The organism is Bradyrhizobium manausense (genome assembly GCF_018129685.1).
Classification (GTDB): domain Bacteria; phylum Pseudomonadota; class Alphaproteobacteria; order Rhizobiales; family Xanthobacteraceae; genus Bradyrhizobium; species Bradyrhizobium manausense_D.
This window is the reverse complement of the sequence record NZ_JAFCLG010000008.1, coordinates 40,451-64,307: the sequence shown is the minus strand read 5'-3', so window position 1 is coordinate 64,307 and position 23,857 is coordinate 40,451. Positions and strand designations below refer to the sequence as shown.

Below are 23,857 nucleotides of genomic sequence, written 5' to 3'. Positions count from 1 at the left end.
GAACAGCCTGTTGCTGTGATCGAGGCGCGCGAGAGCCTCCTCGTTTCGCCCAAGCTTGTGGAGGAGAATCCCGCATCCAAAAAGCGCGTCGTGATGCTGCGGATCGCGCTTGAGCGCTTGCTGATAGCTTTGCAGAGCCTGGTCGAGGCGCGCAAGTTGGACGAAGATCTCACCGCGTTGGCACCACAAGCCGGAGTCGTCATGCCGAAGCTGGATTGCCTTGTCGATGACATTGAGCGCCTCCTCGCAGCGCCCATGCCGCTGCAGGACTTTTGCGAAGCTCGCCAGATATTCGGGCTTGGGTGCGCGCTGGATCGCGCGGACGATCCATTCCAGGGCGTCGCTGTATTGCCCGGCCTCGAGATGCAGCAGCCCGATGAGATGCTGGGCGTCGGTATTATAAGCATCGATTCCGAGGGCCTGCTGGCAGCAGGCACGCGCGTCGAGATGCCGCCCCGCCCGGAAATGCGCAAGACCCGCTTCGCAAAAGGCGGCTGCTGTGCTCATCGCTGCCCGGTCCCATCAATGGCGAGTGGCCGCCCGAAACGCGGCAGCCGATGATTCGACCTCAGCAGCGCGAGATTGCGCGGGGCTTGCGGCGCTCCGAAAAAGCGTTGGTGTCTCAGCCGTTGAGATCCGGAAGTGGCGAAGCCGGGGAGATGCCGGTTGCGCGTGCCGGACCCGCGACCACCCGCTTCCGCCGCCGCAGCCTGTCCAGGACCAGGTACATCGCCGGCGTCGAATACAGCGTGAACAGCTGCGCGACGACGAGGCCGCCCATGATGGTGATGCCGAGCGGCTGGCGGATCTCGAAGCCGGGGCCGGTGCCGAAGGCGATCGGGACCGCGCTCAGGAATGCCGCCAGCATCGTCATGGTGATCGGCCGCGCCCGCAGCCGTGCCGCGAGCAGGATGGCGTCGCGGGCACTGATGCCGCGATGCCGCTCGGCATCGAGGGCATAGTCGACCATCATGATGGCGTTCTTCATCACCATGCCGACCAGCAGGATGCAGGCGATGGTGGTGACCAGCGTGAACTGCGTTCCCGTCGCCCACAGCGCAACCAGCGCGCCGAAGGCGGTCGGCGGCAGGGTCGAGAGAATCGTCAACGGATGGACGTAGCTCTCGTAGAGCATGCCGAGCGCGAGGTAGATCGCGATCAGGGCCGCTCCGAACAGGGCCGCCTGCTTGACGATCGACCTGTCGGCTTCCTTGGCCTCGCCGCGAAATTCCGCCTTGATGTCGTCGGGCAGCTTTGCGTCGGCCTCCTCCTTGCGGATCGAGGCGATGGCGTCGCCGATCGACGTGCCGGGCTTGATGTCGAAGAAGATCGTCGCGGCCGGAAACTGGGCGCTGTGACGGACCCACATCGCGGCGTGCGCGCGCTGCGGCTTGGTCAGGGCGGCGAGCGGCACGGCTTTGCCGCTGGCGCTCGGGACGTAGATCTGGCTCATGGAGTCGGGGCCGCTCGCGGCCTGCGGTTCGACCTCGAAGATCACGCGGGCGAAGTTGGTCGGCAAATAGAGAAGATTGATCTGACGCTGGCCGAAGGCGTCGTTGAGCGTATTGTCGACCGCAACGGGCGTGACGCCGAGCATCGCGGCGCGAACGCGGTCGATGGTGAGGCCGGCCTGCAGGCCCCCGGTCTCCCAGCTCGCGATGACGTCGATGATGTCGGGAATGCCGCGGACGCGCCGGATCATGCTTTCGGCGGCGCGTATCACCGCCTCCTCGTCGATGCCCCAAAGCGTATATTGAAAACGCGATCCGCCGGACTGGACGCCGAGATTGAGATCCTGCAGCGGCACGAAGAACACCCGGACGCCGTCAATCTGGTTCATGCGCTCGCGCAATCGTGCAATGACCTGCTGGATCGACAGCTTGCGAACCTCCGGCGGCTTCAGCGCGACCAGCATCTGCCCGACGCTGAGGGCGTTGCCATTGCCTTCGCCGATATAGGACGTCAGGCCCGAGATCGCGGGATCCTGCAGGATCGCTTCGCCGACGGCCCGCTGCCGGTCTTCCATGGACAGGAACGAGATGTTCGAGGGTGCTACGGTCCGCACGAACATCACGCCGGTATCCTGGGTCGGCATGAAACCCTTCGGCAGTTTCAGATAGAGCCAGACGCTGGCCCCCGTCAGGGCCGTTATCATCAGGACGGTGAGAAAGCGGCGGCGCAGCGTCCAGTCGAGACTGCGGGCGTAAAAGCTGCGGTGTCCGCCGTCCGCGTCGGGATTATGCAACCGCTGCCGGCCGCGATCGAGCAGATGCCCGCACATCATCGGCGTCAGCGTCAGCGAGATCGCCGCCGAGGATACGATGGCGACCACCAGCGTCACGCCGAATTCGCGGAAATAACGCCCGACCACATCTGGCATGAACAGGATCGGGATCAGCGCCGCGATCAGGGCGACGGTGATGGCGACGACCGTGAATGCCATCTGCCTGCTACCGTTGATCGCGGCCTGCAGCGCCGGCTCGCCTTCGGACATGCGGCGGATGATGTTCTCGATCATGACGATGGCGTCGTCGACGACGAAACCGGCGGCGATGGTGAGCGCCATCAGCGACAGATTGTCGAGGCTGAAGCCGCACAAATTCATCACGAACAGCGTCGCGGCCAGCGAGACGGGAATGGTGACACTCGGGATCATGGTGGCCCAGAACCGCCTGAGGAACAGCGCGATGACGAGCACGACGAGCGCGGAGGCGATCACAAGGGTGAGCTTGACGTCGTTCACGGCAGCCCGGATCAGCGTGGTGCGGTCATAGATCGTATGCAGCTTGATGCCGGGCGGCAGCCAGCGCTGGATTTCCGGCAACTCGGACTTGATGGCATCGACCGTCTCGACGATGTTGGCGTCCGATTGCTTGTAGATGAACAACACGACGCCGCGCTCGGTGCCGTACCAGCCGGCAAGCCGGTTGTTGATGACGCTGTCGGTGACGTCAGCGACGTCGCCCAGACGAACCGGGGCGCCGTTACGCCAGGCCAGCACGATACCGCGATAGTCGACCGCCTGGAGCAGCTGGTCGTTGGCTTCGATGGTGAGGCGCTGACCGTCGACCGAAACCGCGCCCTTGGGCAGGTTCTGCGATGCATTGAGGACGGCGACGCGCGCCGCCTCCAGCGACAGGTTCATCGCGGCGAGTCGGGCCGGAGAGACCTGGATGCGCACCGCGCTTCGCTCTGCGCCCGTCACGTTGATCCGCGCGACGCCGGGCAATTGCGACAGTTTTGGCGCGATCACGCCGTCGGCCAGGCTGTAGACCTCGCCTGGGGTGAACACGTCGCTGGTCAGGGCGAGCGCCACGACTGCGAAGCCCGCCGGGTTCGCCTTCCAATAGGTCGGCGGCCAAGGGCCTTTCGGCAGGTTCGGCCCAGCCGAGTTGATGGCGGCCTGCACCGCGCCGGCGGCGGCATCGACATCCACGGAGAGCTCGAACTGCACCGTGATGCTGGTGCCGCCCATGGCGCTGAAGGAGGTAATTTCCGTCACGCCCGGGATCAACGCCAGCGTGGTCTCGAGTGGCTGCGATAGCGCATTGGCGACTGTTGCCGGGCTTGCGCCCGGGAAAGGCGCGTAAATTCCGATCGTGGGCCGTTCCACCGCCGGCACCGAGGCGATCGGCAGACGGACATAGGCGACGCAACCGAGCAGGAACACGCCGATCATCAGCAGCGTCGTCGCCACCGGCCGCAGCACGAATTGCGCGGTGATGCTCACGGTGCCGGCCGCTCGGCCTGCGGCATCGCCGCCGGATCGCCTGTTGATGCGGATCGCCATCCGAACCGCGTGCGCAGCGAGGCAAACGCCAGATAGACGACGGGCGTCGTATAGAGCGTGAGCACCTGGGAGACGACCAGGCCGCCGACGATGGAGATGCCGAGCGGCTGGCGCAGCTCGGAACCCGTGCCTGCGCCGATCGCAAGCGGCAGCGCGCCGAACAGCGCGGCCATCGTCGTCATCATGATCGGACGGAAGCGAAGGATGCAGGCCTGCCTGATGGCGTCGAACGAGGAGGCGCCGTCCTCGCGCTCGGCCGCAAGTGCAAAGTCCACCATCATGATGGCGTTCTTCTTGACGATGCCGATCAGGAGGATGATGCCGATCAGCGAGATCAGGTTGAGATCCAGCCGGTACAGCATCAGCGCCAATAGCGCGCCGATGCCGGCTGATGGCAATGTCGACAGGATCGTGATCGGGTGGATGTAGCTCTCATAGAGCATGCCGAGGATCAGGTAGACGGTCACGATCGCGGCCAGCAGCAGCCACTTCTCGTCTGTGAGAGAGTTGGCGAATTCGGCGGCCGTGCCAACCAGTTTGGTCGTGACCGCGTCGGGCAGTCCGATGTCGCGTTCGGTCTGGCGCAGCGCCTCCGTCGCCTGGCTCAGCGAAACGCCGTCCGCCAGGTTGAACGAGATCGTCGTGGCCGGGAACAGGCCCTGGTGCGAGATCAGAAGGGGCGCGTGCTGGCGCTCGATCCTGGCGAAGGCCGACAGCGGCACCGGCGCGGAGGCCTTGCTGAAGGCGCCGCTGAAGCCGCTGGTCTGCTGATCGATGCTGCTGGCCTGGGCGGCTGCCGCGGTCAGATAGATCTTGCCGAGGATATCAGGGTCGTTGCGCAAGGCCGGATCGACCTCGAGGATCACGTGATACTGGGTGAGGGGGCCGAACACCGTTGCGATCTGGCGCTGTCCGAATGCGTCATACAGCGTCTGGTCGATCGTGTTCAGGCTGACGCCGTAGCTGGCCGCGAGCTGCCGGTCCACGGTGACGGACATCTGCAGGCCTTCGTCCTGGCGATCGTCGGCGACGTCGGCAAGCTCCCGCCGCTGGCGCAGCGCCTCGACCAGGCGTCGGCTCCAGAGCCGAAGCTCGTCCTCGTCGAGATCCTGCAGTGCATATTGGTATTGCGTGCGCGCGACGCGCGATTCGATCTGCAGATCCTGCGCCGGCTGCAGGTGCAGCGTGATGCCATGGACGCCCTCGACCGCGTGCTGCAGCCGCGCCATCACGGCGGCCGCGGACGATGTCCGCGCGTCGGGGCTGCCGATATCGATATAGAGCCGGCCGCTGTTCAGCGTCGTGTTGACGGAGCCGATGCCGACGAAGCTGCCGACCGTGACGACATCGCCGTCGCGCGCGACAATTGCGGCGAGCTGCTGCTGCCGCTCGGCCATCGCGGCAAAGGAGATGTCCTGGGCCGCATCGGTCGTGCCGATCAGCAGGCCCGTGTCCTGCAGGGGCAGGAATCCCTTGGGGATCGCGACGTACAGGATCCCGGTCGCGACCAATGTGAGCATGGTGAACGCCAGCGTGAGGTTGCGGTGCCTCAGCACCCAGTCCAGCCCCCACAGATAGAAGCTGGCGGAGGCGTCGAAGCCGCGCTCGCTGATGCGGAACAGAAAGCCGTGCCGCGCGTCGGGGTCCTCGCGTTGCAGCAGATGCGCGCACATCATCGGCGTGAGCGTCAGCGAGACCAGACCGGAGATCACGACGGCAAAGGACAGCGTGATGGCAAATTCCCGGAACAGCCGGCCGACCACGCCGCCCATCAGCAGCAGCGGGATGAAGACGGCGATCAGGGAGATCGTCAGCGAGACGATGGTAAAGCCGATTTGCCGGGCGCCCTTCAGGGCCGCTTGAAGCGGATCCTCGCCGTCCTCGACATAGCGCGCGATGTTCTCGATCATGACGATGGCGTCGTCGACGACGAAGCCGGAGGCGATCGTCAGCGCCATCAGCGAAAGGTTGTCGAGGCTGAAACCGCACAGCGCCATGACGCCGAAGGTCGCGATCAGCGACACCGGCAGCGTGACGCTCGGGATCACGGTCGCCCACAGCTTGCGCAGGAAAATGAAGATCACGAGCACCACCAGCGCGACCGTCAGCACCAGCGTGAACTGCACATCGTGGATCGCGGCCCGGATCGTCGTGGTGCGGTCGCTGACGACGGAGATCTTCAGCGCCGCGGGCAGCGAATCCTGCAGCTTCGGCAGGATGCTCTTGATGGCATCGACGACCTCGATCGTATTCGCGCCCGGCTGGCGCTGGATGTCCAGCAGCACGGCGCGCTCGCCCTGGAACCATGCCGCCTGCTCGGAATCCTCGACGCCGTCGATGGCGGTGCCGACATCGCGCAGCAGCACCGGCGCGCCGTTGCGATAGGCGATCACCGCATCCCGGTAGGCCTCCGCCGTGAAGAGCTGGTCGTTGGTGTCGACGTGAAACGCCTGCCGCGGACCGTCGAGCGAGCCCTTCGGGTTGTCTGCGGTGGTGGCGGCGATACCGCGGCGCACGTCGTCGAGCGACATGCCGAGCCCCGCGAGCCGGGTCGGGTTCATCTGCAGCCGCACAGCGCGGGTCTGCCCGCCCTCGATGCTGACGGCGCCGACGCCCGGGATCTGCGAGAGCTTCGGCACGAGAATCGTCGCGGCGTGATCGTTGGCCTCGTGCAGCGGCATCGTCTTCGAGGTCAGCGCGAGGATCAGCACCGGCGTATCGGCGGGATTGACCATGCGATAGGTCGGCGGGCTCGGCAGCAGCTCGACGGGAATCCACCCCGCCGCCGCGTTGATCCGCGCCTGCACGTCCTGCGCGGCCGCGTCGATCTTGCGCGACAGGTCGAATTGCAGGGTGATCTGGCTGTAACCATAGGAGCTGGTCGAGCTCATGTCCGTCAGCCCGGAGATCGTGCCGAAATAATGCTCCAGCGGCGCGGTGATCGAGGTTGCGACGACGGTCGCGGAGGCGCCGGGATAGCGCGTCACCACCTGGATGGTGGGAAAGTCGACATTCGGCAGCGGCGCAATCGGCAGCTCACGATAGCCGAGCATGCCCAGCAGCACGACCGCGACGATCATCAGCGTCGTTGCGATCGGCCGGAGGATGAAGGGCGCGGACATGGCGGACCTCAGTCGACGCGCGGCTCGGGGCGCGGCTGAACGGTGGGCTGCGCCTTGGGGGTCGGCGTCTGCCCTTCGATCGTGATGCGCGCGCCGTTCTCGAGCCGGTAGTAACCGTCGGTGACGACGCGCTCGCCCTTGGCGAGGCCCTTGTCGATCAGCGCGCGTCCGTCGAAGATCTGTCCGACCACGACCGGGCGGAAGGCGGCCGTATCGTCCGCCTTCGCGACCCAGACGAAGTCGCCGCGTGGCCCGTGGCGCACGGCGATCGCCGGCGCAGTGATGGCGTTCTTGCGTGTGTCGACCGTGATGCGCCCATTGGCGAAATTGCCGGGCCAGAGCTTCATCGCCTTGTTGGGAAACATCGCCTTCAGCTTGATCGTGCCGCTGGCCTGATCGACCTGGTTGTCGACCAGCGTGATCGTGCCCATGTCGAGCTCGGCGCTGTTGTCGGCGGTCAGCGCGACCACCGGCGCCTCGGCCTGGCCGAGGCTGAGCCGGGTCTGGCCCACCGCGACCGCGGCGAGGGTGTAGATCACCGAGATCGGCTGCAATTGCGTGACGGTGACGATGGTGGCGGGCGACACGGCGCGGACGTAATTGCCCTGGTCGACCTGGCGGATGCCGAGCCGTCCGCTGATCGGCGCGCGGACATTGGTGAAGCCGAGCTGCGTGCGCGCATATTCGATCTGGGCGTCGTCGTTCCGGACCTGCGCCTTGTACTGTTCGACCAGCGCATGCTGCTGGTCCACCACCTGCCGCGAGATCGCGGCGGCCTTCTGGATCAGCGCGTCGTAGCGCTCCATGTCGATCTGCGCGCCGTCGAGCAGCGCCTGATCCTTCTGCCGCACCGCGATCTGCTGGTCGAGCTGGGCCTGGAACGGGCGCGGATCGATCACCGCAAGAATGTCGCCCTGTTTGACGTCCTGTCCTTCCTGGAAAAGGATCTGGACGATCTCGCCGTCGACCCGGCTCTGCACGTTCACGGTGTTGTAGGCCTGGATCGTGCCGATGCCTGTCAGATAGATCGGCACGTCCTCCGCCTTCGCGGCGGCAACCTTCACCGCGACCGGCGGCCTTGGCGCAGGCGCGGGCGCGACACCGCGCTCGGCTTCCGCCGCCCGCATGAAGGGCAGCGGGAAGGGAAGCTTGAGGTCCTTGAGGTCATTCCTGAAATAATAGGCCGCAGTGCCCGCCGGTAGCACCACCAGCGCGCCGATGAGGAGTTTTGCTGCGCGTTTCACGTTCAAACCCATCACCTGAGCCGGCCGCCGATGCCGCGCCTGTTGTCCCGGAGCGGAAACTCCTTAGCACGAAGCAACCTGACGTTGATATCGGCAGCGGATATGCTACGGCACGTAACACTAGCACGCGTAGCACATCGAGATCAACGGCGCTGCCGTCGATGGATGTCGGGCTTGGGATGTCGGGCTTGGCGATGGATGTCCTACACGACCTCGACGGTCGCGGCGTCGAACTGGGTGCCGGCGCTGCGATGACGGGCGAACATTTCGGCCGGCAGCTCCGTAACCGCGTTTTGCGCGGTGCCGTCAAGCATCGCGTGGACGCGCCTGGCTGAGGCCTTCAGCACCGCCGCATCGAGCTTGCCGGAATCGACGCCGTTGATGATCGACTGGGCAAGGAAGCGCGCGCGCTCGGTGTCGGTCAGATGCGAGCAGATCATCAGCATGTCGTTGCCTGCAGCCATGAAGCGCGCGCCGGCGTCAGGCGCATCTAGCCGGCCGGCCATGGCGCGCATGCCGACGTCGTCGGACACGATCACGCCGCGGAAATTCATGGCCTCGCGCAGCAGTCCTTGCGTGATCGTGCGCGACAGCGTCACGGGATCGTTGGCGTCGAGCTTGCGGTACAGGATGTGCGACGTCATCATCATTTCGATGCCGCCCTCGATCGCGGCGGCAAACGGCTTCAGCTCGCGCGCCTTGATCTGGTCGAGCGTGAGATCGAGCACCGGCAATTCGTGATGCGAATCCACCTGGGTGTCGCCGTGCCCCGGGAAATGCTTGCCGCAGGCCCGCACGCCGCGGCGCTCCATCGCCCTTGTGAAGGGCAGCATCGACTTGATGACTTCGTCGGCGGTGCGTCCGAAGGCGCGCTCGCCGATGACGGGATTGGCCGGGTTGCTGTGGATGTCGAGATCAGGCGCGAAATTCAGATTGCAGCCGAGCGAGGCGAGCTCGGCGCCCATGGCGTCGCCGACCTGCTCCGAGGTCGAAGCCCAGCGCGCCGCATAGGAAAAGCGCGTGATCGGCGGCGGCGTGCGGCAAACGCGTCCGCCCTCATGGTCGATGGCGATGAACTGCTTGTCGCGCTGCGAGGAATCGCGGATCGCGGCGATCAGATCGCGGTGCATCGCGAGCCAGTCCCGATAAGGCAGGTCGTGGCGGAAATTGCTCTTGTAGAGGATGACGCCGGCGGGCTTGAGATCCCGCAGCAGCGCGCGATCGCGGTCGTCGAGCACGCTGGTCGGCCGCAGGCCAATGAAGAAATGGTCGCCGACCGTTGCAAGGAGGGAATCGCTCATTCGCCGGGCCGCCACAATTCGTTTCGGTTGATTGAGATGGAGCTGGACGCAACGCGAACTCTCAGCTCCGGAGACGGGCCGTCGAGAGGCCTGCTTCGCGGCCATGATATTTCAAATCTCTTAACGGAATCAATCTGCAAGTCCTGCGCGATGATCCGCCGACCGCGACCCAGGCCTGTGCTGTCTTCCGCCTGTTGTCACGTCCCTGTCATCCGCGCTCTGTTGATTGCGGCTCTTTCGCCGTGCATCCGTAGAGGCCGATATGAATCCGATTGATACGATCTCGTCCAACCGCCGGTCGATCCTGCAAGGCCTCGCGGCCGCAGCAATGGTCCCGCTGGCGTCGCCCGCGACGGCAGCCGAGAGCCTGCCGCCGCCGCCGACCGGTTCGGCCGCCGCAGTCGCGACTGACAAGGCTTACTGGACTGCCGTGAAGGGCCTCTATGCCGTCACGCCCGACATCGTCAATTTCGAGAACGGCTATTGGGGCATCATGCCCGAGCCGGTCAGGCGTGAGTTCATCCGCCAGTCCGACATGGTCAATTTCCAGAACACGTTTTACGCGCGGCAGCGCGTCGGGGCCGACTTCGAGGCCGTGCGCGCGAAGGTGGCCGCGGCCGTGGGTGCCGCGCCCGAGGAAATCGCGCTCACCCGCGGCGCGACGGAGGCGTTGCAACTCCTCATCGGCGGCTACAACAGGCTGAAGCCTGGCGATGGCGTGCTTTATGCTGATCTCGACTATGATTCGATGCAGTACGCGATGAACGCGCTCAAGGCCCGCCGCGGCGTCGACGTGGTCAAGTTTGATATCCCGGAGCCCGCCACCCGCCAGGCGGTGCTGGATGCCTATGCCCGTGCCATCGAGGCCAACCCGAAGACGCGGCTGCTGCTGCTGACCCATGTCAGCCATCGTACCGGCTTCGTCATGCCTGTGACCGAGATCGCCCGCATGGCAAAAGCCAAAGGCATCGACACCATCGTCGACGCCGCGCATTCCTGGGGACAGATCGACTTCCGCGTCACCGATCTCGAATCCGATTTCGTCGGCTTCAACCTGCACAAATGGATCGGCGCGCCGCTCGGCGTGGGCTTCCTCTACATCAGGAAGGATCGCCTCGCCGACATCGATCGCGCCATGGGCGACGAGGACTATGCTGAAACCGATATCCGCTCGCGGGTCCACACCGGCACGGTCAATTTCGCCACGGTGCTGACGGTTCCCACGGCGGTCGCGCTGCATCTCGAGATCGGCGCTGCCGCAAAGCAGGCGCGCCTGCGCTATTTGCGCGACTATTGGGTGAGCCGCGCCCGCGGCTTCAAGGACATCGAGATCCTGACGCCGGACGAAGCAGGTTCATACGGCGCGATCACGTCCTTCCGTCTCGCCGGCAAGACCAGCAAGGCCGACAATGAGGCGATCGTGGCGAAGCTCCGCGACACCCACAGGATCATGACGGTCCGCCGCGCCGGCGTCGCCAAGGGCCAGTGCATCCGCGTGACGCCGGCGCTGTTCACCGATGAAGCGGACCTCGACCGCCTCGTCGAGGCGCTCGCCGTCGTCACCGGGACGAAAACGGGGTAGCCCGCGCGCGGCCGCTGCGCATCGCCGGGTGCTTCATTGGTTCGCATCGTGCGCCGTCCGCGTCGCGAGGGGCGATGCCTCGCCGCGGGGCGGACCGACCAGGCAGGCGAGCCGGTCACGCCAGGACTGCGAGCACCAGAGATCGCGCGCCAGGGCCGCCCATTCGTGAAACGCAATGACGAGCGGATTGTTGGAGCGCAGCGGCCTCACGAGCCCGTAGCGGCACGGCAAATCGTCGCGCTCCGCGACGAAAGTGCCGAACATCCGGTCGAACACGATGAAGATGCCGCCATAATTGCGATCGAGATATTCCGCGTTGCAGGCGTGGTGCACGCGATGATGCGAGGGCGTGTTGAGCAGATATTCCAGCCAGCCGAGCTTCGGAATCCACTCCGCGTGCAGCCAGAACTGGTAAAGCAAATTGACGGCGGCGGCGGTGAAGACCGGGCCGGGGGCGAAGCCGAGCCAGATCATCGGCACGAAGAAGATCGCCGTGCCCGTAAGCCGCCCGGTCCAGCCGAAGCGGTAGGACGCCGCCAGGTTGAACTCGTTCGAGGAATGGTGGATCGCATGCGTCGCCCAGAACCAGCGCACGCGATGGCTGCAGCGATGGAACCAGTAATAGCTGAAATCCTGGGCAACCACGAGCACGGCCACGGCCAGCGGACCGTTCAGCGGGACCGTGAACAGCCGATGCTTCCAGGCCAGCTCGACCAGCGGCTGCGCCAGGCTGAGCGGCACGATCGCGTAGACGACATATTCCCGGCCGAGCGCGTCGGCGAGCGAGGCGAGATAAGCGCGCCAGTCGTACGCGCGCCGCATCACCAGCGCCAGGACCAGCCCTTCCAGCGTCGCAATCACGATCAGGGCGGGAAGAGCGAACTTGAGCACCTGGAACAGCAGCGTCACGGCAACCTCCGCATCGCAGGCGCGTGGCCTGCCCGGAGCAAGGCTGGCATTGCCAGGACGCGGCGGCGCGCCGATTCCTCCAGGCGGATTGGCCGATTCCCGCAAACGGCCGCCCGCAATCAGAAATCGGTCAGGTCTCGGCCGCGCCCGGCCCGGCGGCTGCTGCCGCGCCGGCAAGACGCGCCCGCCGGTACTCGGACGGCGTCACTCCGGTCTGGGCCTTGAAGGCGCGATTGAACGGGCCGATCGAGCCGAAGCCCGCATCGAGTGCGATGGTCAGGATCGGGACGCTGGCCTGCGCGGGATCGCTCAGCGCGGCTTCGGCGTCTGCCAGCCGGTAGCCGTTGACGAAGGCGTTGAAATTGCGATGGCCGAGCTGTCGGTTGATCAGATGACGGAGCCGGTACGCGGGAATCCCGAGCTTCTGCGACAGGGATGCGATGCTCAGGTCCGGCTCGCGAAAGACCTTGTCATGATCGAGCAGATGCCGAAGCGCGACGAGTTGCGCCGCTTCGACCCCGGCAGACGGCGTCTCCGGCTGAGAATCGGATGGACGCGGCAAGGGCGTTGCCCGGACCGCTCCCTGGGCCAGCGGCGTCTCGGCCGAAACGGTCGAACTCAGCATCGAGAACAGGAAGATCACCGCCGTCAGGGTGGCGGCGTTGGCGAGGCTGATCGATGGCGCCGAGAGCCCGCCGGGCCAGAGCCAGTCCGACGCGATCGCGACCAACGCGTAGAGCACGATGAAGGCTGCGTATCCGACGCGAAGCCGCCGCCGTCCTTCCACGAGGTCGACCGCGCGTCCCGACAAGGCGTGCCAGGCGCCGAGCAGCAGGAAAGCCGCCGAGAGGCCGGTGCGCGCAACGTCGACCGCCATCGGATGCCTGAACTGGTCCATCAAGGCGAGCGCCACCAGCGTCAGCCAGCCGAGCCCATGGTACCAGCGCGCCCGGAACGCGTCGTTGAATATCGCGCCCATGGTCATCCAGAACGCGGCCGGCACGCCGGCGCTGACGATTGCGACCGGAAGGCGCAGGCCCAGATCCAGCGTACCGAAGCCGGGCGCGGATTCGACGATCGCCCCCGCGATGCTCGCCGCCAGCGGCGCGGTGTAGCGGCTCACGGCATCGCGTCCCGCGCTCCGGGCGGCGACCGCCGCGCGCAGAAGGAGGATGACGACCGCTCCTCCACGCAGTGCAGCTTCCAGAGTCGTCATGCAGTTCAGGGGTCCGGCTGGGATCGTCGTCCGTAGGCAAGAATTGCATCAGGGGTGGCCGTGTCAACAGGGACACGCGCTGGTCGCGCGCAGGAACTTCCACTTTTTCCCGACGTTAGACCGCCGGCACGCAGCAGCGGCCGGCCCGTGAGATGAAGAACTTTTCCAACGCGGAATTTTCCCCCGAGGTGATCGAGCTCATGACCACCGCCCTGGAAGCTGCGGTCGCGACCCTGCCGGAGCCCGTACATTCCTCGCACGTCAACGCACTCGCCGAGTCGATCCTGCGTACGGCGAGCACAGGCGAGCGTGATGTGACGAATTTACAGAGGATCGCCTTGCTGGAGCTGCAACTGGCGCCGCGCAGATGAGGCCGACATGAAGACGATAGCCGCTGTTGTCATTGCACTGGGTGCCGCGCCGGCGCTGCCTGCGAAGGCAGATAGCTGGACCACCTATCACATCCCCGAGGCCGGAACCTCGGTCGACATTCCCAGCTCGATCTTCACCGAACAGGCCGGGAAGCCTGACGGATATGGCCAGCAATTTCGTACGTCGGACGGTAGCGCCGATCTCACGGTGCAGGCCGTTCCCCGCACCCAGGGAATTTCGCCCGCCGCCTTCCTGGCCGCGAAGCAGCCGCCGCCGGGGATCGTCTACAAACGGATCACGCCCGGCTTCTTCGTGGTGTCCAGCATCAGGCGCGACAAGATCTGGTACGACCGCTGCAACTTCTCGCGCCGCTATGTGCATTGCGTGCTGATCAATTATCCCGCGGCCGAGAAGCGGCGATGGGACGAGGTCGTGACGCGCATCAGCCATAGCCTCAGCGGCGGCTGAACGGAGCACGGTCTCTCCCCGAGGCAGGGTAATCGCATATGGATTTGGCGAGGACCGCGGGTTTGCTCGGCCTCGCCCGCTTGCGAGGGCATTGCGCAATGCCCTCGCAAGCGGGAGCGGGAGCCGACTGCCCATGCAGCCGCATCGTACACGCCATATGCGATTGGGCGCACGTGAAGAAGGCGCTTGCTTCGTCATAGTCCGCGACCACGAGGCTGACGAGGGACATATGCTGGTTCATGATTCCGATCTGCGGCGCCGTCTTCCGGTCTCGGTCTTTTCTCGACCGAGCAGTGGTCGGCGATATCGAGATCACGCCGGAAGAGCGGCGCCGGTCAGCCCTGACTCGCATCGTAAGGCGGCAGTCTCGGCCTCACCGCCACCCCAGCGCCGGCGCGACGTGCTTGAGGATCGCCTCGATCGCATGCGCGCAATAGTCGACGCCGAGCTGGTTGGGGATCGTCAGCAGCAGCGTATCAGCTTCGGCGATGGCTTCATCCTGCCTGAGCTGCTCGATCAGCACGTCGGGCTCGGCCGCATAGGAGCGGCCGAAGATCGCGCGGGTGCGCGGGTCGATGAAGCCGATCTGGTCTTCGCCGCCGCGTTCGCCGCCGAAATAGGCGCGGTCGCGATCGTCCATCAGCGCGAAGATGCTGCGGCTGACGGACACGCGGGGCTCTCTGACGTGGCCGGCTTCCTTCCACGCCGCGCGGTAGGCGCGGATCTGGGCGGCCTGCTGCACGTGAAAGGCTTCGCCGGTCTCGTCGTTCTTCAGCGTCGAGCTCTGCAGGTTCATGCCGAGCTTGGCGGCCCACACCGCGGTCGCGTTCGAGCCGGCGCCCCACCAGATCCGTTCGCGCAGGCCCTGCGAATGCGGCTCGAGGCGCAGCAGGCCCGGCGGGTTCGGAAACATCGGCCGCGGATTGGGCTCTGCAAATCCCTCGCCGCGCAGCAGGTCGAGGAAGACCTCGGCATGGCGCCGGCCCATGTCGGCATCGCTCGCGCCCTCGGCCAGGCGATAGCCAAAATAGCGCCAGCCGTCGATCACCTGCTCGGGCGAGCCGCGGCTGATGCCGAGCTGGAGCCTGCCGCCCGCGATAAGATCGGCGCTTCCCGCATCCTCGACCATGTAAAGCGGGTTTTCGTAACGCATGTCGATCACGGCCGTGCCGATCTCGATCTTGCTGGTCCTGGCACCGACCGCCGCGAGCAACGGAAAGGGCGAAGCGAGCTGCCGCGCGAAGTGATGCACGCGGTAATAGGCGCCGTCCAGGCCGAGCTGCTCCGCCGCGACCGCAAGCTCGATCGATTGCAGCAGCGTGTCCGCGGCCGAGCGGGTCTGCGATTGCGGCGAGGGTGTCCAATGTCCGAAGGACAGGAATCCGAGTTTTTTCATGGGCGTCATTTAACGATGGCGGGGGCCGCGTCAACCGGCTGAACCAGCGGCGGGGGTATGCGATGCAGCAGGCGCAAAATGTCCGGAGCGCTCGACCAGCAGATCCAGAAAGCTTCGTGCACGCAGCGACATCCACTGCGTCTCGGGGTACACCGCATGGAGGGGCAACGCCGCGATGCTGTAATCTGGCAGCACATGCTCGAGCTCGCCGCTGCGAAGGCCCTCCGCGGCATTCCAGTCAGGCAGGATCGCAATGCCGAGATGCTGCATTGTCGCCTCCTGCATCGCATCGGCGTCGTCAACGTGGATGGGGCCGTTGATCGATGCGACGTGACGGCCATGCTCGGATTCGAAGGCCCATTGCTGCGCCGGCGACATCCTGGAATAGACGATGCACTGGTGCGCGCCGAGATCGTCAGGCGTTCGCGGCAGCGGACGGCCGTGCAGATAGGTGGGTGTTGCGACGAGGTGCCGTTGCACGGTGCCGAGTCGTCGGGCGACCAGCGTGCTTGCCTCCAGGTTTCCGATCCGCAGTGCCAGCTCGATGCCTTCTTCTACCAGGTTGACGAACCGCTCGCTAAAGCGGATGTCGACCCGCACCTCCGGATAATTCCGCACATATTCGGCGATCACAGGCATCATGTAGCGGCGACCGAATGACGAGGGTACGCCGATCCTCAGCGTGCCTGTGGGGCGGGGTGCCGCTTCCACTGCACTCGCCCGCGCCATGTCGAAACGATCGAGGATCTGGCGCGCGAGATCGTAGATGCGGTGCGCCTCGGCCGTCGGTTTCAACGTTCGTGTCGTGCGCGAGAACAGCTGCGCGCCGAACTCGCTCTCAAGCATCGCAATGCGCTTGCTGATGGCGGGCTGGCCGATGCCGAGCTCCTTCGCCGCAACCGAAAAGCTGCCGCCCTCGAGGGTGCGAACGAACGCGCGGAGGCAATCGATCCGGTCCATAATTCATTCCGATCTGGAATAAATTATATCCTATTTATTCCGTAGTGCGCAACCCGATCGGCCGATAGGCTTCCTCAAAACAAGCAATCACAGGGGAGGAAGTCACGTGGCACGCAACGTCGGAATTGTCGGCGCCGGGATCGCCGGCCTGCATCTCGCGCTTTACCTGCAAAAGCATGGCGTGGACGCCACTGTTATCACGGACCGGCCGCCTGAGGAGTACCGCGACATCAGGCTGCTCAACACGGTCGCGCATCACCACGTGACGATCGCGCGCGAGGACTATCTCGGCGTCAATCACTGGACCGATCCGAAGGACCATTATTACTATCACGACCACGTCTTCAATTTTCCGCAGCCGCTGAGCTTCCGTGGCGACTTCACGAAAGCGAGCCGCGCGGTCGACTACCGGATCTATCTCCCCGCGTTGATGCAGGACTTCGTCAATCGCGGCGGCAAGATCGAATATCGCCGCATCGAAGAGCACGACATTCGCCCACTGGTCGCGCGTTTCGATCTGCTGGTGGTCTCGACCGGCAAGGGACCGCTCGGCCAGCTCTTCAATTACCGGCCGGAGCACTCGCCCTATCAGCAGCCGCAACGGCGGCTGTGCGTCGGGCTTTACACCGGGGTGCGGCAGCCCGATCCCATGAACGTCACGCTCTCGGTCTCTCCCGGCCATGGCGAGATGATCGTGATCCCGACCATCACCTTCGGCGGCATCGCCAACGCGCTGCTGATGGAGAACGTGCCGGGCGGCGACATGGAGGAGCTGGCGACGCTCAGCTACGACGACAACCCGAAGCACTATTTGAAGGTGCTGTTGGGCAAGCTGGAGAAGCACCACCCCACGACCTACGATCGCATCGACACCGCACGCTTCGATCTCGCGCAGCCACAGGACCTGCTGCAAGGCGGCGTGGTTCCGACCGTGCGCAACACCGTAGTTGAGTTCGACGACGGAAAATGCGCGATCGCGCTCGGCGATGTCCATGCCATCGTCGATCCGATGATGGGCCAGGGCGCCAATGTCGCTTCCTATGCGGCCTTCGTGCTCGGCGAGGAGATCGTCAACGCCGATGCACTCGATGCGCGCTTGTGTGAAAAGATCGACTTGAAGCGGCAGGATCGCGTGCTGGCGGCGTCGCGCTGGACCAATGTGATGTTGCAACCGCCCTCGGAAGCACTGGGCATGTTGATCGGCGCGATGAGCCAGAACCCGGCGCTGGCCAACGAGTTCACCGAGAACTTCAATTATCCGGACCGCCAGTGGGACCGCATCTCGACGCCGCAACGTATCCAGGCCTGGATCGAACGCATGTCGGCGCCATCAGAGCCCGTCAGGGCGATTGCGTGAGGATCGATCGATGCATTGTCTGACCGTGCTCTATCCCCGCCCGTCCGATCCGGCACGCTTCAAGGCCTATTACGAGCAGACCCACGTTCCGCTGGCGAAGCAACTGCCGGGCCTGATCTCCTGCGTCTTTGCCTATCCCGAGTCGCTGGGTCCGGGCGCCGCGCCGTTCTGCATTTTTCAGGCCTGGTTTGCCGATGCCGCAGCGATGGGCGCGGCGCTGCAATCCGGAATCGGCGCGAAGGTTGCCGCCGACGTGCCGAACTATTCTCCCGACGGCGCCACGCTGTTTCATTTTGCCGGCGGAGACTAAAGATGCAGCGCGCCAATCCGGCCGCGTTCCGCGAGGCCGCATCGCGTTTCGTCACCGGCGTCACGGTGCTGACGGCGCTGGATGAACATGGCGACGTCTGCGGCATGACCGCGAACAGCTTCGTCACCGTCAGCCTGGCGCCGCCGACCGTGCTGGTCTCTGTCATGCCCGGCCGCATGCACCGCGCGATCTCCGCGACCGGCCGCTACTGCGTCAACGTCCTGCCGGACCACGGCCGCGACCTGTCGCGGCATTTCGCCAGCCAGCCGAACAACGGCGCAACGCCGGATTACGAGATCGTCGATGGCCTGCCGCGCCTCGCCGGCTGCATCGCCTGGTTCGCCTGCGAGGTCACGCGCCAAATCGACGTCAGCGACCACACACTGATCATCGCGGAAGTCTCGAACTGCGACCATCGCGACACGACGCCGCTGGTGTTCTTTTCCAGCCGGTATCATCGCGGGGCGGGAGTGCCGGTGGAGAGGTGAGGGGACGGCGTCATTCCCTTGGGCCTGCCGCGCGCCGCTCCAGCGGCGCGACGGGGATTCCCGGTTGAGACGTCTGTCGTGTCGGAAAACCCGACGGTCCTCGATCACAGCGGCCTCGATCGCAGCGCAAGTTGCTCCACATAGGCGAGCAGGCGCTCGGTGGCCGCTGCGGCCCGGTCGGCGTCGCCGTCCGCGATGGCGCGCGCCATGTCGACATGGCTCTCCACGCCCTCGCGAGGCAGCGTTCGGCCATGATGCATGAACCAGAACCGGCGGTTCTGCGTGCCGATCAGGCGCATCATCGAGGTGGCGGTGGCGTTGCCGCATGCCGCGAGGCACAGCTGGTTGAATTCCAGGTCCAGCCGCGCGAAGGCGTCGAAGTCGTTGCCAGCCAGTGCCGCGGCCATTTCGTCGGCGATCTCCGCTAAACGTCGGCGCTGTTCGGGCTTGGCGCGTTGTGCCGCGCCGCGCGCGACCACGCGTTCGAGTGGCTTGCGGACTTCGATCACGCTGAACTCGTCGTCGAAGCGGCAGTCGGAAACCACGCAGCCCTTGCGGGGCATGATCTGGAGCAGGTGCTCGCGCGCCAATCGCTGCATCGCCTCGCGAACCGGCGTTCGCCCGATGCCAAGGCGCTCGCACAATTCGCTTTCGGAGACGAAGGCGCCCGGCCGCAATTGGAGCGTCGCGATCATCTGCTCGAGCTGCGTATAGGCCTGCTCGGTCAGGCTGGCGGAACTGGCCTGGGCCCGCTTGCGCGCGGCGGAGCGCCGAGATTTGGGTTGACGCGTATTCATATATCAGCTCATATATCAGTGCATCAAGGTCGTGGAAATGGCCGTGTTCTGGGAGGAAGGGGAGTCATGGCGCGAGCTCCTGTGACCGATTGGACCAGCGATTGGGATCACCTCGATCCCGCCTGGGTCGGCAATCCCTATCCGATTTGGCAGACCTTGCGCGATCGTTGTCCGGTTGCCCATACCGCGCGGTACGGCGGCGTCTATTTCCCGACCCGCTACGCCGACATTCGTGAGGTCGCCTATCACCCCGACCGCTTTTCCTCGCGGCGGGTCGTCGTTCGCGAAGGCGAGTATCGGGTGAACGCGCCGCCCATCACGTCAGACCCGCCCGAGCATCGGCCGATGCGCATGGCTCTGATCGCTCCCTTCACGCCCCAGGCGGTGGCGAACCTCGAGCCTCAGACGCGACGGGTCTGCAACGAGCTCATCGATCGCATCGGCTCGCAGGACCGCTGCGACGGAGCGGTCGACTACGCCCAGCATATTCCGGTCCGGATCATCGCTCACATGTTGGGGATACCGGCCGAGGACGGCGATCAATTCCGCTGCTGGATCACCATGGCTTTGCAGGAGGGCGTCACCAACCAGGCCGCCTTGAAGCAGGCCGAGCAGGAAATCGCGGACTATTTCGCGAGGCAGATCGCCGCGCGGCGCACAACGCCAGGGGACGACCTCGTCAGCTTCCTGATCAACGCGCGCCGTCCGGGCGGACAGCTGTTCTCGGACAGTCAGGTCCTCGGAGCCCTCCGGCTGCTCCTGGTGGCCGGCATCGATACCACCTGGAGCGCCATCGGCTCCTCGCTCTGGCACCTCGCGACCCATCCGGCCGACCGCGAGCGTCTGGTGCGCGAGCCTGCGCTGCTGGAAAGCGCGATCGAGGAGTTTCTGCGCGCCTATGCCCCGGTCACCATGGCGCGCGAGGTCGTCGAGGACACCGAACTCGGCGGCTGTCCGATGCGCAAGAGCGAGATGGTCATGGTGTCGTTTCCAGCGGCCAATCGCGATCCAGAGAAGTTCCCCGATCCCGACACCGTCAGGATCGACCGGGCGGAGAATCCGCACGTGGCCTTCGGGCTCGGCATTCATCGTTGTATCGGCTCCAATCTGGCGCGAATGGAGATGCGGATCGCGCTCGAAGAGTGGCTGAAGCGGGTTCCGGATTTCACCCTCGATCCGATGCGTCCGATGACGTGGTCCGAAGGCGCCGTGCGCGGCCCTCGCCTGCTTCCGCTCATGCTGGCGGCCCGCTGACCAACATTCCCCGACATCTGGAGACCCGATGCTCTTCGTCCGCAAACACGACATTTTCATCGACGCGCCGCCCGAGGCGGTGTTCGACTATGTCTGCAATCCGCATTCCTGGCCGGAATGGCTGGCCGCCTCGCACAAGATCGAGGGACCGAACGAACCCTTGAAGCTCGGGCAGACCTTTCGCGAGGAATGGCAGATCCGCCGCGGCATGATCGAGCTGCGATGGACCGTGATCGAGAGCGCGCGACCGAGCGTCTGGGCCTGCAAGGCCGATACCGACTTCATGGGCCCGATCGTGATCCGCTACACTTTTGCCGCCGAAGACGGACGCACGCGCTACACGCGCGAGCTGACCAATCCGGATCGTCCGTCGCAGCCGACGGTTGAACAGCTCGCGCGGATGGACGAGGAGGCCCTGATCGGACTCGGAAACATCAAGAAGCTGGTCGAACGACGCTTCGTGGCTCCTTACGTCAGTCCATATCCGTGCTGAAGCACACGCGGTCGCGACCTGATGCGCGATATCCAGCGTGGGTCGAGGCAGGCAAACCGTTGAACAAGGACGAGACATGACCTCAATCTTCATTCACGTCGATTCCGAAAAATGTCAGGGACACGCGCGCTGCAAGGCGCTGGCTCCCGAATTGTTCGAGCTTGACGAGTTCGGCAATGCCAGGGAGGCCGAGAGGGGCTGCGTTCCGCCGGAACTCGTCGACAAGGCTTACGTCGCCCAGGCCAACTGTCCGGAGGAAGCCATCGTCATTGGGGCCGCAAGCCAATCTTGATGCCGCCGCGGAAGGTGATCGACGGAATGCCGTCGCCCCGTCGATCGATTCTTGTCGTCGGCCGTCACTACGGGACGCGACCCGCTGTCGGCTCGATTCAACCTGCTCGGGACGATGCCATCATGCGCCTGTTTTGCCCGACGGGTCAAGTCAATTGCTGTTTTTCAGAAAAAACATGCTCAGCCGACAAGCGTAGGCGCGATGACGCGTCACCTCGTCTCGCTGCGCTCCAATCCCTTGATTTCGCTAACCCCCGCTACTGTGCATGGGGTTGTTTTCGGCGTCTGGTTCGAAAGACTGGGACGTCCGGCGAGATTTTTCGCTCGGCCGCTACTTCATCAGCCGGATGCCCTTGGTCGTGAACTTCTGCGTCTTGGCGCCGGATCGAACGGGGCGCCTGGTGCCGGCGGCCTTGCCGGTGCCGGGCGGCTGGTGCGCGGGGACCAGCTGGTGCGGCTGCGAGCCGATCAGGTCGCGGCGGCCCATCTCGATCAGGGCCTCGCGCAGCACCGGCCAATTGTCAGGGTCGTGGTAGCGCAGGAACGCCTTGTGCAGGCGGCGCTGGCGCAGGCCCTTGATCGCCTCGACCTTGTCGCTGCCGCCGTGGCGCACGCCGCGCAGCGGATTGACACCGGTGTGGTACATCGCGGTCGCCGTCGCCATCGGCGAGGGCAGGAAGGTCTGCACCTGATCGGCGCGATAGCGGTTCTTCTTGAGCCACAGCGCGAGGTTCATCATGTCCTCGTCGGTCGTGCCCGGATGCGCTGCGATGAAGTACGGGATCAGGTAGTATTTCTTGCCGGCCTGTTCGGCCGCAGCATCGAACATCCGCTTGAACTTGTCGTAGGCGCCGATGCCCGGCTTCATCATCTTGTCGAGCGGCCCGCGCTCGGTATGTTCAGGCGCGATCTTCAGGTAGCCGCCGACGTGATGGGTGACGAGCTCCTTGATGTATTCGGGGCTTTCCACCGCGAGATCATAGCGCACGCCCGAGGCGACCATCACCTTCTTGATGCCGCGGGTCTCGCGCACCTTGCGATAGAGCCTGATGAGATCGTCATGCGAGGTGTTGAGGTTCGGGCAGATCTCGGGGAAGACGCAGGACGGCCGCCGGCACGCCGCTTCGACCTTCGGGTCCTTGCAGGCCATCCGGTACATGTTGGCGGTCGGGCCGCCGATGTCGGAGATCACGCCGGTGAAGCCCGGCGTCTTGTCGCGGATCAGTTCGATCTCGCGCAGGATAGACCCTTCCGAGCGGTTCTGGATGATGCGGCCTTCATGCTCGGTGATCGAGCAGAAGGTGCAGCCGCCGAAGCAGCCGCGCATGATGGTGACCGAGAACTTGATCATGTCCCAGGCGGGGATCTTGGCATCGCCGTAGGAGGGATGCGGCGCCCGCGCGTAGGGCAGGTCGTAGACCGCGTCCATCTCTTCGGAGGTCAGCGGGATCGGCGGCGGGTTCAGCCAGAGATCGCGGTCGCCGTGGCGCTGCACCAGCGGCCGTGCATTGCCGGGATTGCTCTCACGATGCAGCACGCGCGAGGCGCGCGCATAGGCTTCCTTGTCATGCTCGACCTGCTCCAGCGCCGGCAGCCGGATCACGGTCGGCCCTTTCGCGCGCGTTGCGCCCTCGTCGGCGGAATCGAGATCGTCGGCGTGCAGCTCGGTGTAGTCCGCAGGGACCTTGCGGAACAGCGCGACGCCCCTGATGTCGTCGAGCTCGCGTGGCGCTTGCCCGGCGGCCAGACGATGCGCCACTTCGACGACGGCGCGCTCGGCATTGCCATAGAGCAGGAGGTCGGCCTTGGCATCCGCCAGCACCGAACGCCGCACCTTGTCGGACCAGTAATCGTAATGCGCGATCCGGCGCAGCGAGGCCTCGATGCCGCCGAGCACGACCGGCGCGTCCTTGAACGCCTCGCGGCAGCGCTGGGCGTAGACGATGGTGCAGCGGTCCGGCCGCTTGCCGCCTTCGCCGCCCGCCGTATAGGCATCGTCGCTGCGGATGCGGCGGTCGGCGGTGTAGCGGTTCACCATGGAGTCCATGTTGCCGCCGGTGACGCCGAAAAACACCTTTGGCTTGCCCAGCACCTTGAACGGATCGGCCGAATGCCAGTCCGGCTGCGAGATGATGCCGACCCGAAAACCCTGCGCCTCGAGCAGCCGACCGATGATGGCCATGCCGAAGCTCGGGTGGTCGACATAGGCGTCCCCGGTCACCAGAACGATGTCGCAGGCATCCCAGCCGAGCGCGTCCATCTCGGCGCGGCTCATGGGCAGGAACGGCGCCGGCTTGCGCGGGCGTGCCTGTGCCATCAGGGGTCTTTCGGCGGTGATGATCTGGGTGTCCATGGCGCACAGGCATAGGACTGCGGGCCTGCGAATACAACCGACGGACGCGTGAAAGATTGGGGTTCCGTGAGGCTACGGGGCCGCCTGAGGCCAGCCGCTGGTCGCCGGTCCATGCACAGGAACCATGTGCCACTCAGGACATTCTGATGGGAGG

General features: G+C 65.3%; 19 protein-coding genes and 1 pseudogene. 9 read left to right on the top strand and 11 right to left on the bottom strand.

The annotated features are described in order from the left end of the window. Positions 1–30: 30 nt before the first annotated feature. The 5 genes and pseudogenes from JQ621_RS35490 to JQ621_RS19990 form a co-directional block, all read right to left on the bottom strand. A pseudogene (locus tag JQ621_RS35490) lies at positions 31–507 on the bottom strand (tetratricopeptide repeat protein); the annotation flags it as partial. 115 nt (positions 508–622) lie between these two features. After that, positions 623–3,790, bottom strand: a complete 3,168-nt coding sequence (locus JQ621_RS20005; RefSeq protein ID WP_212236390.1) for an efflux RND transporter permease subunit — start codon at positions 3,788–3,790, stop codon at positions 623–625. Then, positions 3,727–6,912: an efflux RND transporter permease subunit gene (locus tag JQ621_RS20000; RefSeq protein WP_212236389.1), complete on the bottom strand. Its 3,186-nt coding sequence runs from the start codon at positions 6,910–6,912 to the stop codon at positions 3,727–3,729. The genes JQ621_RS20005 and JQ621_RS20000 overlap by 64 nt, the downstream gene beginning before the upstream one ends. An 8-nt stretch (positions 6,913–6,920) precedes the next feature. Then, the gene (locus tag JQ621_RS19995; protein ID WP_312015430.1) at positions 6,921–8,156 is read right to left on the bottom strand and encodes an efflux RND transporter periplasmic adaptor subunit; all 1,236 of its coding nucleotides are present in this window, start codon (positions 8,154–8,156) and stop codon (positions 6,921–6,923) included. Between the two features lie 203 nt (positions 8,157–8,359). Beyond that, positions 8,360–9,457, bottom strand: coding sequence for a glycoside hydrolase family 3 protein (locus tag JQ621_RS19990; RefSeq protein WP_212236387.1), 1,098 nt, complete (start codon positions 9,455–9,457; stop codon positions 8,360–8,362). A 262-nt stretch (positions 9,458–9,719) separates the two neighbouring features. Here JQ621_RS19990 and JQ621_RS19985 point away from each other — a divergent pair, with 262 nt between their 5' ends. Further along, positions 9,720–11,039 (top strand): aminotransferase class V-fold PLP-dependent enzyme, encoded by a 1,320-nt coding sequence (locus JQ621_RS19985; RefSeq protein WP_212236386.1) that lies wholly within the window; start codon positions 9,720–9,722, stop codon positions 11,037–11,039. Positions 11,040–11,072: 33 nt separating this feature from the next. On the opposite strand, the gene JQ621_RS19980 is transcribed toward JQ621_RS19985, so the two are convergent. Next, the gene (locus tag JQ621_RS19980; RefSeq protein WP_212236385.1) at positions 11,073–11,948 is read right to left on the bottom strand and encodes a sterol desaturase family protein; all 876 of its coding nucleotides are present in this window, start codon (positions 11,946–11,948) and stop codon (positions 11,073–11,075) included. 130 nt (positions 11,949–12,078) lie between these two features. Beyond that, positions 12,079–13,164 (bottom strand): AraC family transcriptional regulator, encoded by a 1,086-nt coding sequence (locus JQ621_RS19975; protein WP_212236384.1) that lies wholly within the window; start codon positions 13,162–13,164, stop codon positions 12,079–12,081. Positions 13,165–13,316: 152 nt separating this feature from the next. Here JQ621_RS19975 and JQ621_RS19970 point away from each other — a divergent pair, with 152 nt between their 5' ends. After that, complete coding sequence (locus tag JQ621_RS19970) at positions 13,317–13,535, top strand: hypothetical protein (protein WP_212236383.1); 219 nt, start codon at positions 13,317–13,319, stop codon at positions 13,533–13,535. 7 nt (positions 13,536–13,542) lie between these two features. Beyond that, a complete protein-coding gene (locus JQ621_RS19965) occupies positions 13,543–14,004 on the top strand; it encodes a hypothetical protein (protein WP_212236382.1) in 462 nt (153 codons plus the stop codon). 373 nt (positions 14,005–14,377) lie between these two features. On the opposite strand, the gene JQ621_RS19960 is transcribed toward JQ621_RS19965, so the two are convergent. Both JQ621_RS19960 and JQ621_RS19955 read right to left on the bottom strand, forming a co-directional pair. Next, entirely contained in the window at positions 14,378–15,400 is a 1,023-nt protein-coding gene (locus JQ621_RS19960; protein WP_212236381.1) for an LLM class flavin-dependent oxidoreductase, read from the bottom strand. A gap of 30 nt (positions 15,401–15,430) precedes the next feature. Continuing rightward, positions 15,431–16,360, bottom strand: coding sequence for a LysR family transcriptional regulator (locus JQ621_RS19955; protein ID WP_212236380.1), 930 nt, complete (start codon positions 16,358–16,360; stop codon positions 15,431–15,433). A gap of 106 nt (positions 16,361–16,466) precedes the next feature. Between JQ621_RS19955 and styA the strand changes: the two genes are divergently transcribed. From styA to styB, 3 genes are read left to right on the top strand one after another with little or no spacing between them, the layout of a single operon-like run. Continuing rightward, a complete protein-coding gene (styA, locus tag JQ621_RS19950; RefSeq protein ID WP_212236379.1) occupies positions 16,467–17,717 on the top strand; it encodes a styrene monooxygenase subunit StyA in 1,251 nt (416 codons plus the stop codon). Between the two features lie 10 nt (positions 17,718–17,727). Continuing rightward, complete coding sequence (locus JQ621_RS19945) at positions 17,728–18,027, top strand: EthD family reductase (RefSeq protein ID WP_212236378.1); 300 nt, start codon at positions 17,728–17,730, stop codon at positions 18,025–18,027. Between the two features lie 2 nt (positions 18,028–18,029). Beyond that, a complete protein-coding gene (gene styB, locus JQ621_RS19940) occupies positions 18,030–18,515 on the top strand; it encodes a styrene monooxygenase NADH-dependent flavin reductase subunit StyB (RefSeq protein WP_212236377.1) in 486 nt (161 codons plus the stop codon). A gap of 104 nt (positions 18,516–18,619) precedes the next feature. Here the strand turns inward: styB and JQ621_RS19935 are convergent, their stop codons facing one another. Continuing rightward, a complete protein-coding gene (locus JQ621_RS19935; RefSeq protein ID WP_283813203.1) occupies positions 18,620–19,312 on the bottom strand; it encodes a GntR family transcriptional regulator in 693 nt (230 codons plus the stop codon). 66 nt (positions 19,313–19,378) lie between these two features. On the opposite strand from JQ621_RS19935, the gene JQ621_RS19930 reads away from it, so the two are divergent. From JQ621_RS19930 to JQ621_RS19920, 3 genes are all read left to right on the top strand, one after another. Beyond that, a complete protein-coding gene (locus tag JQ621_RS19930) occupies positions 19,379–20,566 on the top strand; it encodes a cytochrome P450 (RefSeq protein ID WP_212236375.1) in 1,188 nt (395 codons plus the stop codon). Positions 20,567–20,594: 28 nt separating this feature from the next. Continuing rightward, complete coding sequence (locus JQ621_RS19925; RefSeq protein ID WP_212236374.1) at positions 20,595–21,059, top strand: SRPBCC family protein; 465 nt, start codon at positions 20,595–20,597, stop codon at positions 21,057–21,059. A gap of 76 nt (positions 21,060–21,135) precedes the next feature. Beyond that, positions 21,136–21,351 carry a ferredoxin gene (locus JQ621_RS19920; RefSeq protein WP_212236373.1) on the top strand — a complete coding sequence of 72 codons (216 nt, stop codon included), beginning with the start codon at positions 21,136–21,138 and terminating at the stop codon, positions 21,349–21,351. A 330-nt stretch (positions 21,352–21,681) separates the two neighbouring features. Here JQ621_RS19920 and JQ621_RS19915 read toward each other — a convergent pair whose 3' ends face one another. After that, entirely contained in the window at positions 21,682–23,703 is a 2,022-nt protein-coding gene (locus tag JQ621_RS19915; RefSeq protein ID WP_212236372.1) for a YgiQ family radical SAM protein, read from the bottom strand. Between the last annotated feature and the right edge of the window lie 154 nt (positions 23,704–23,857).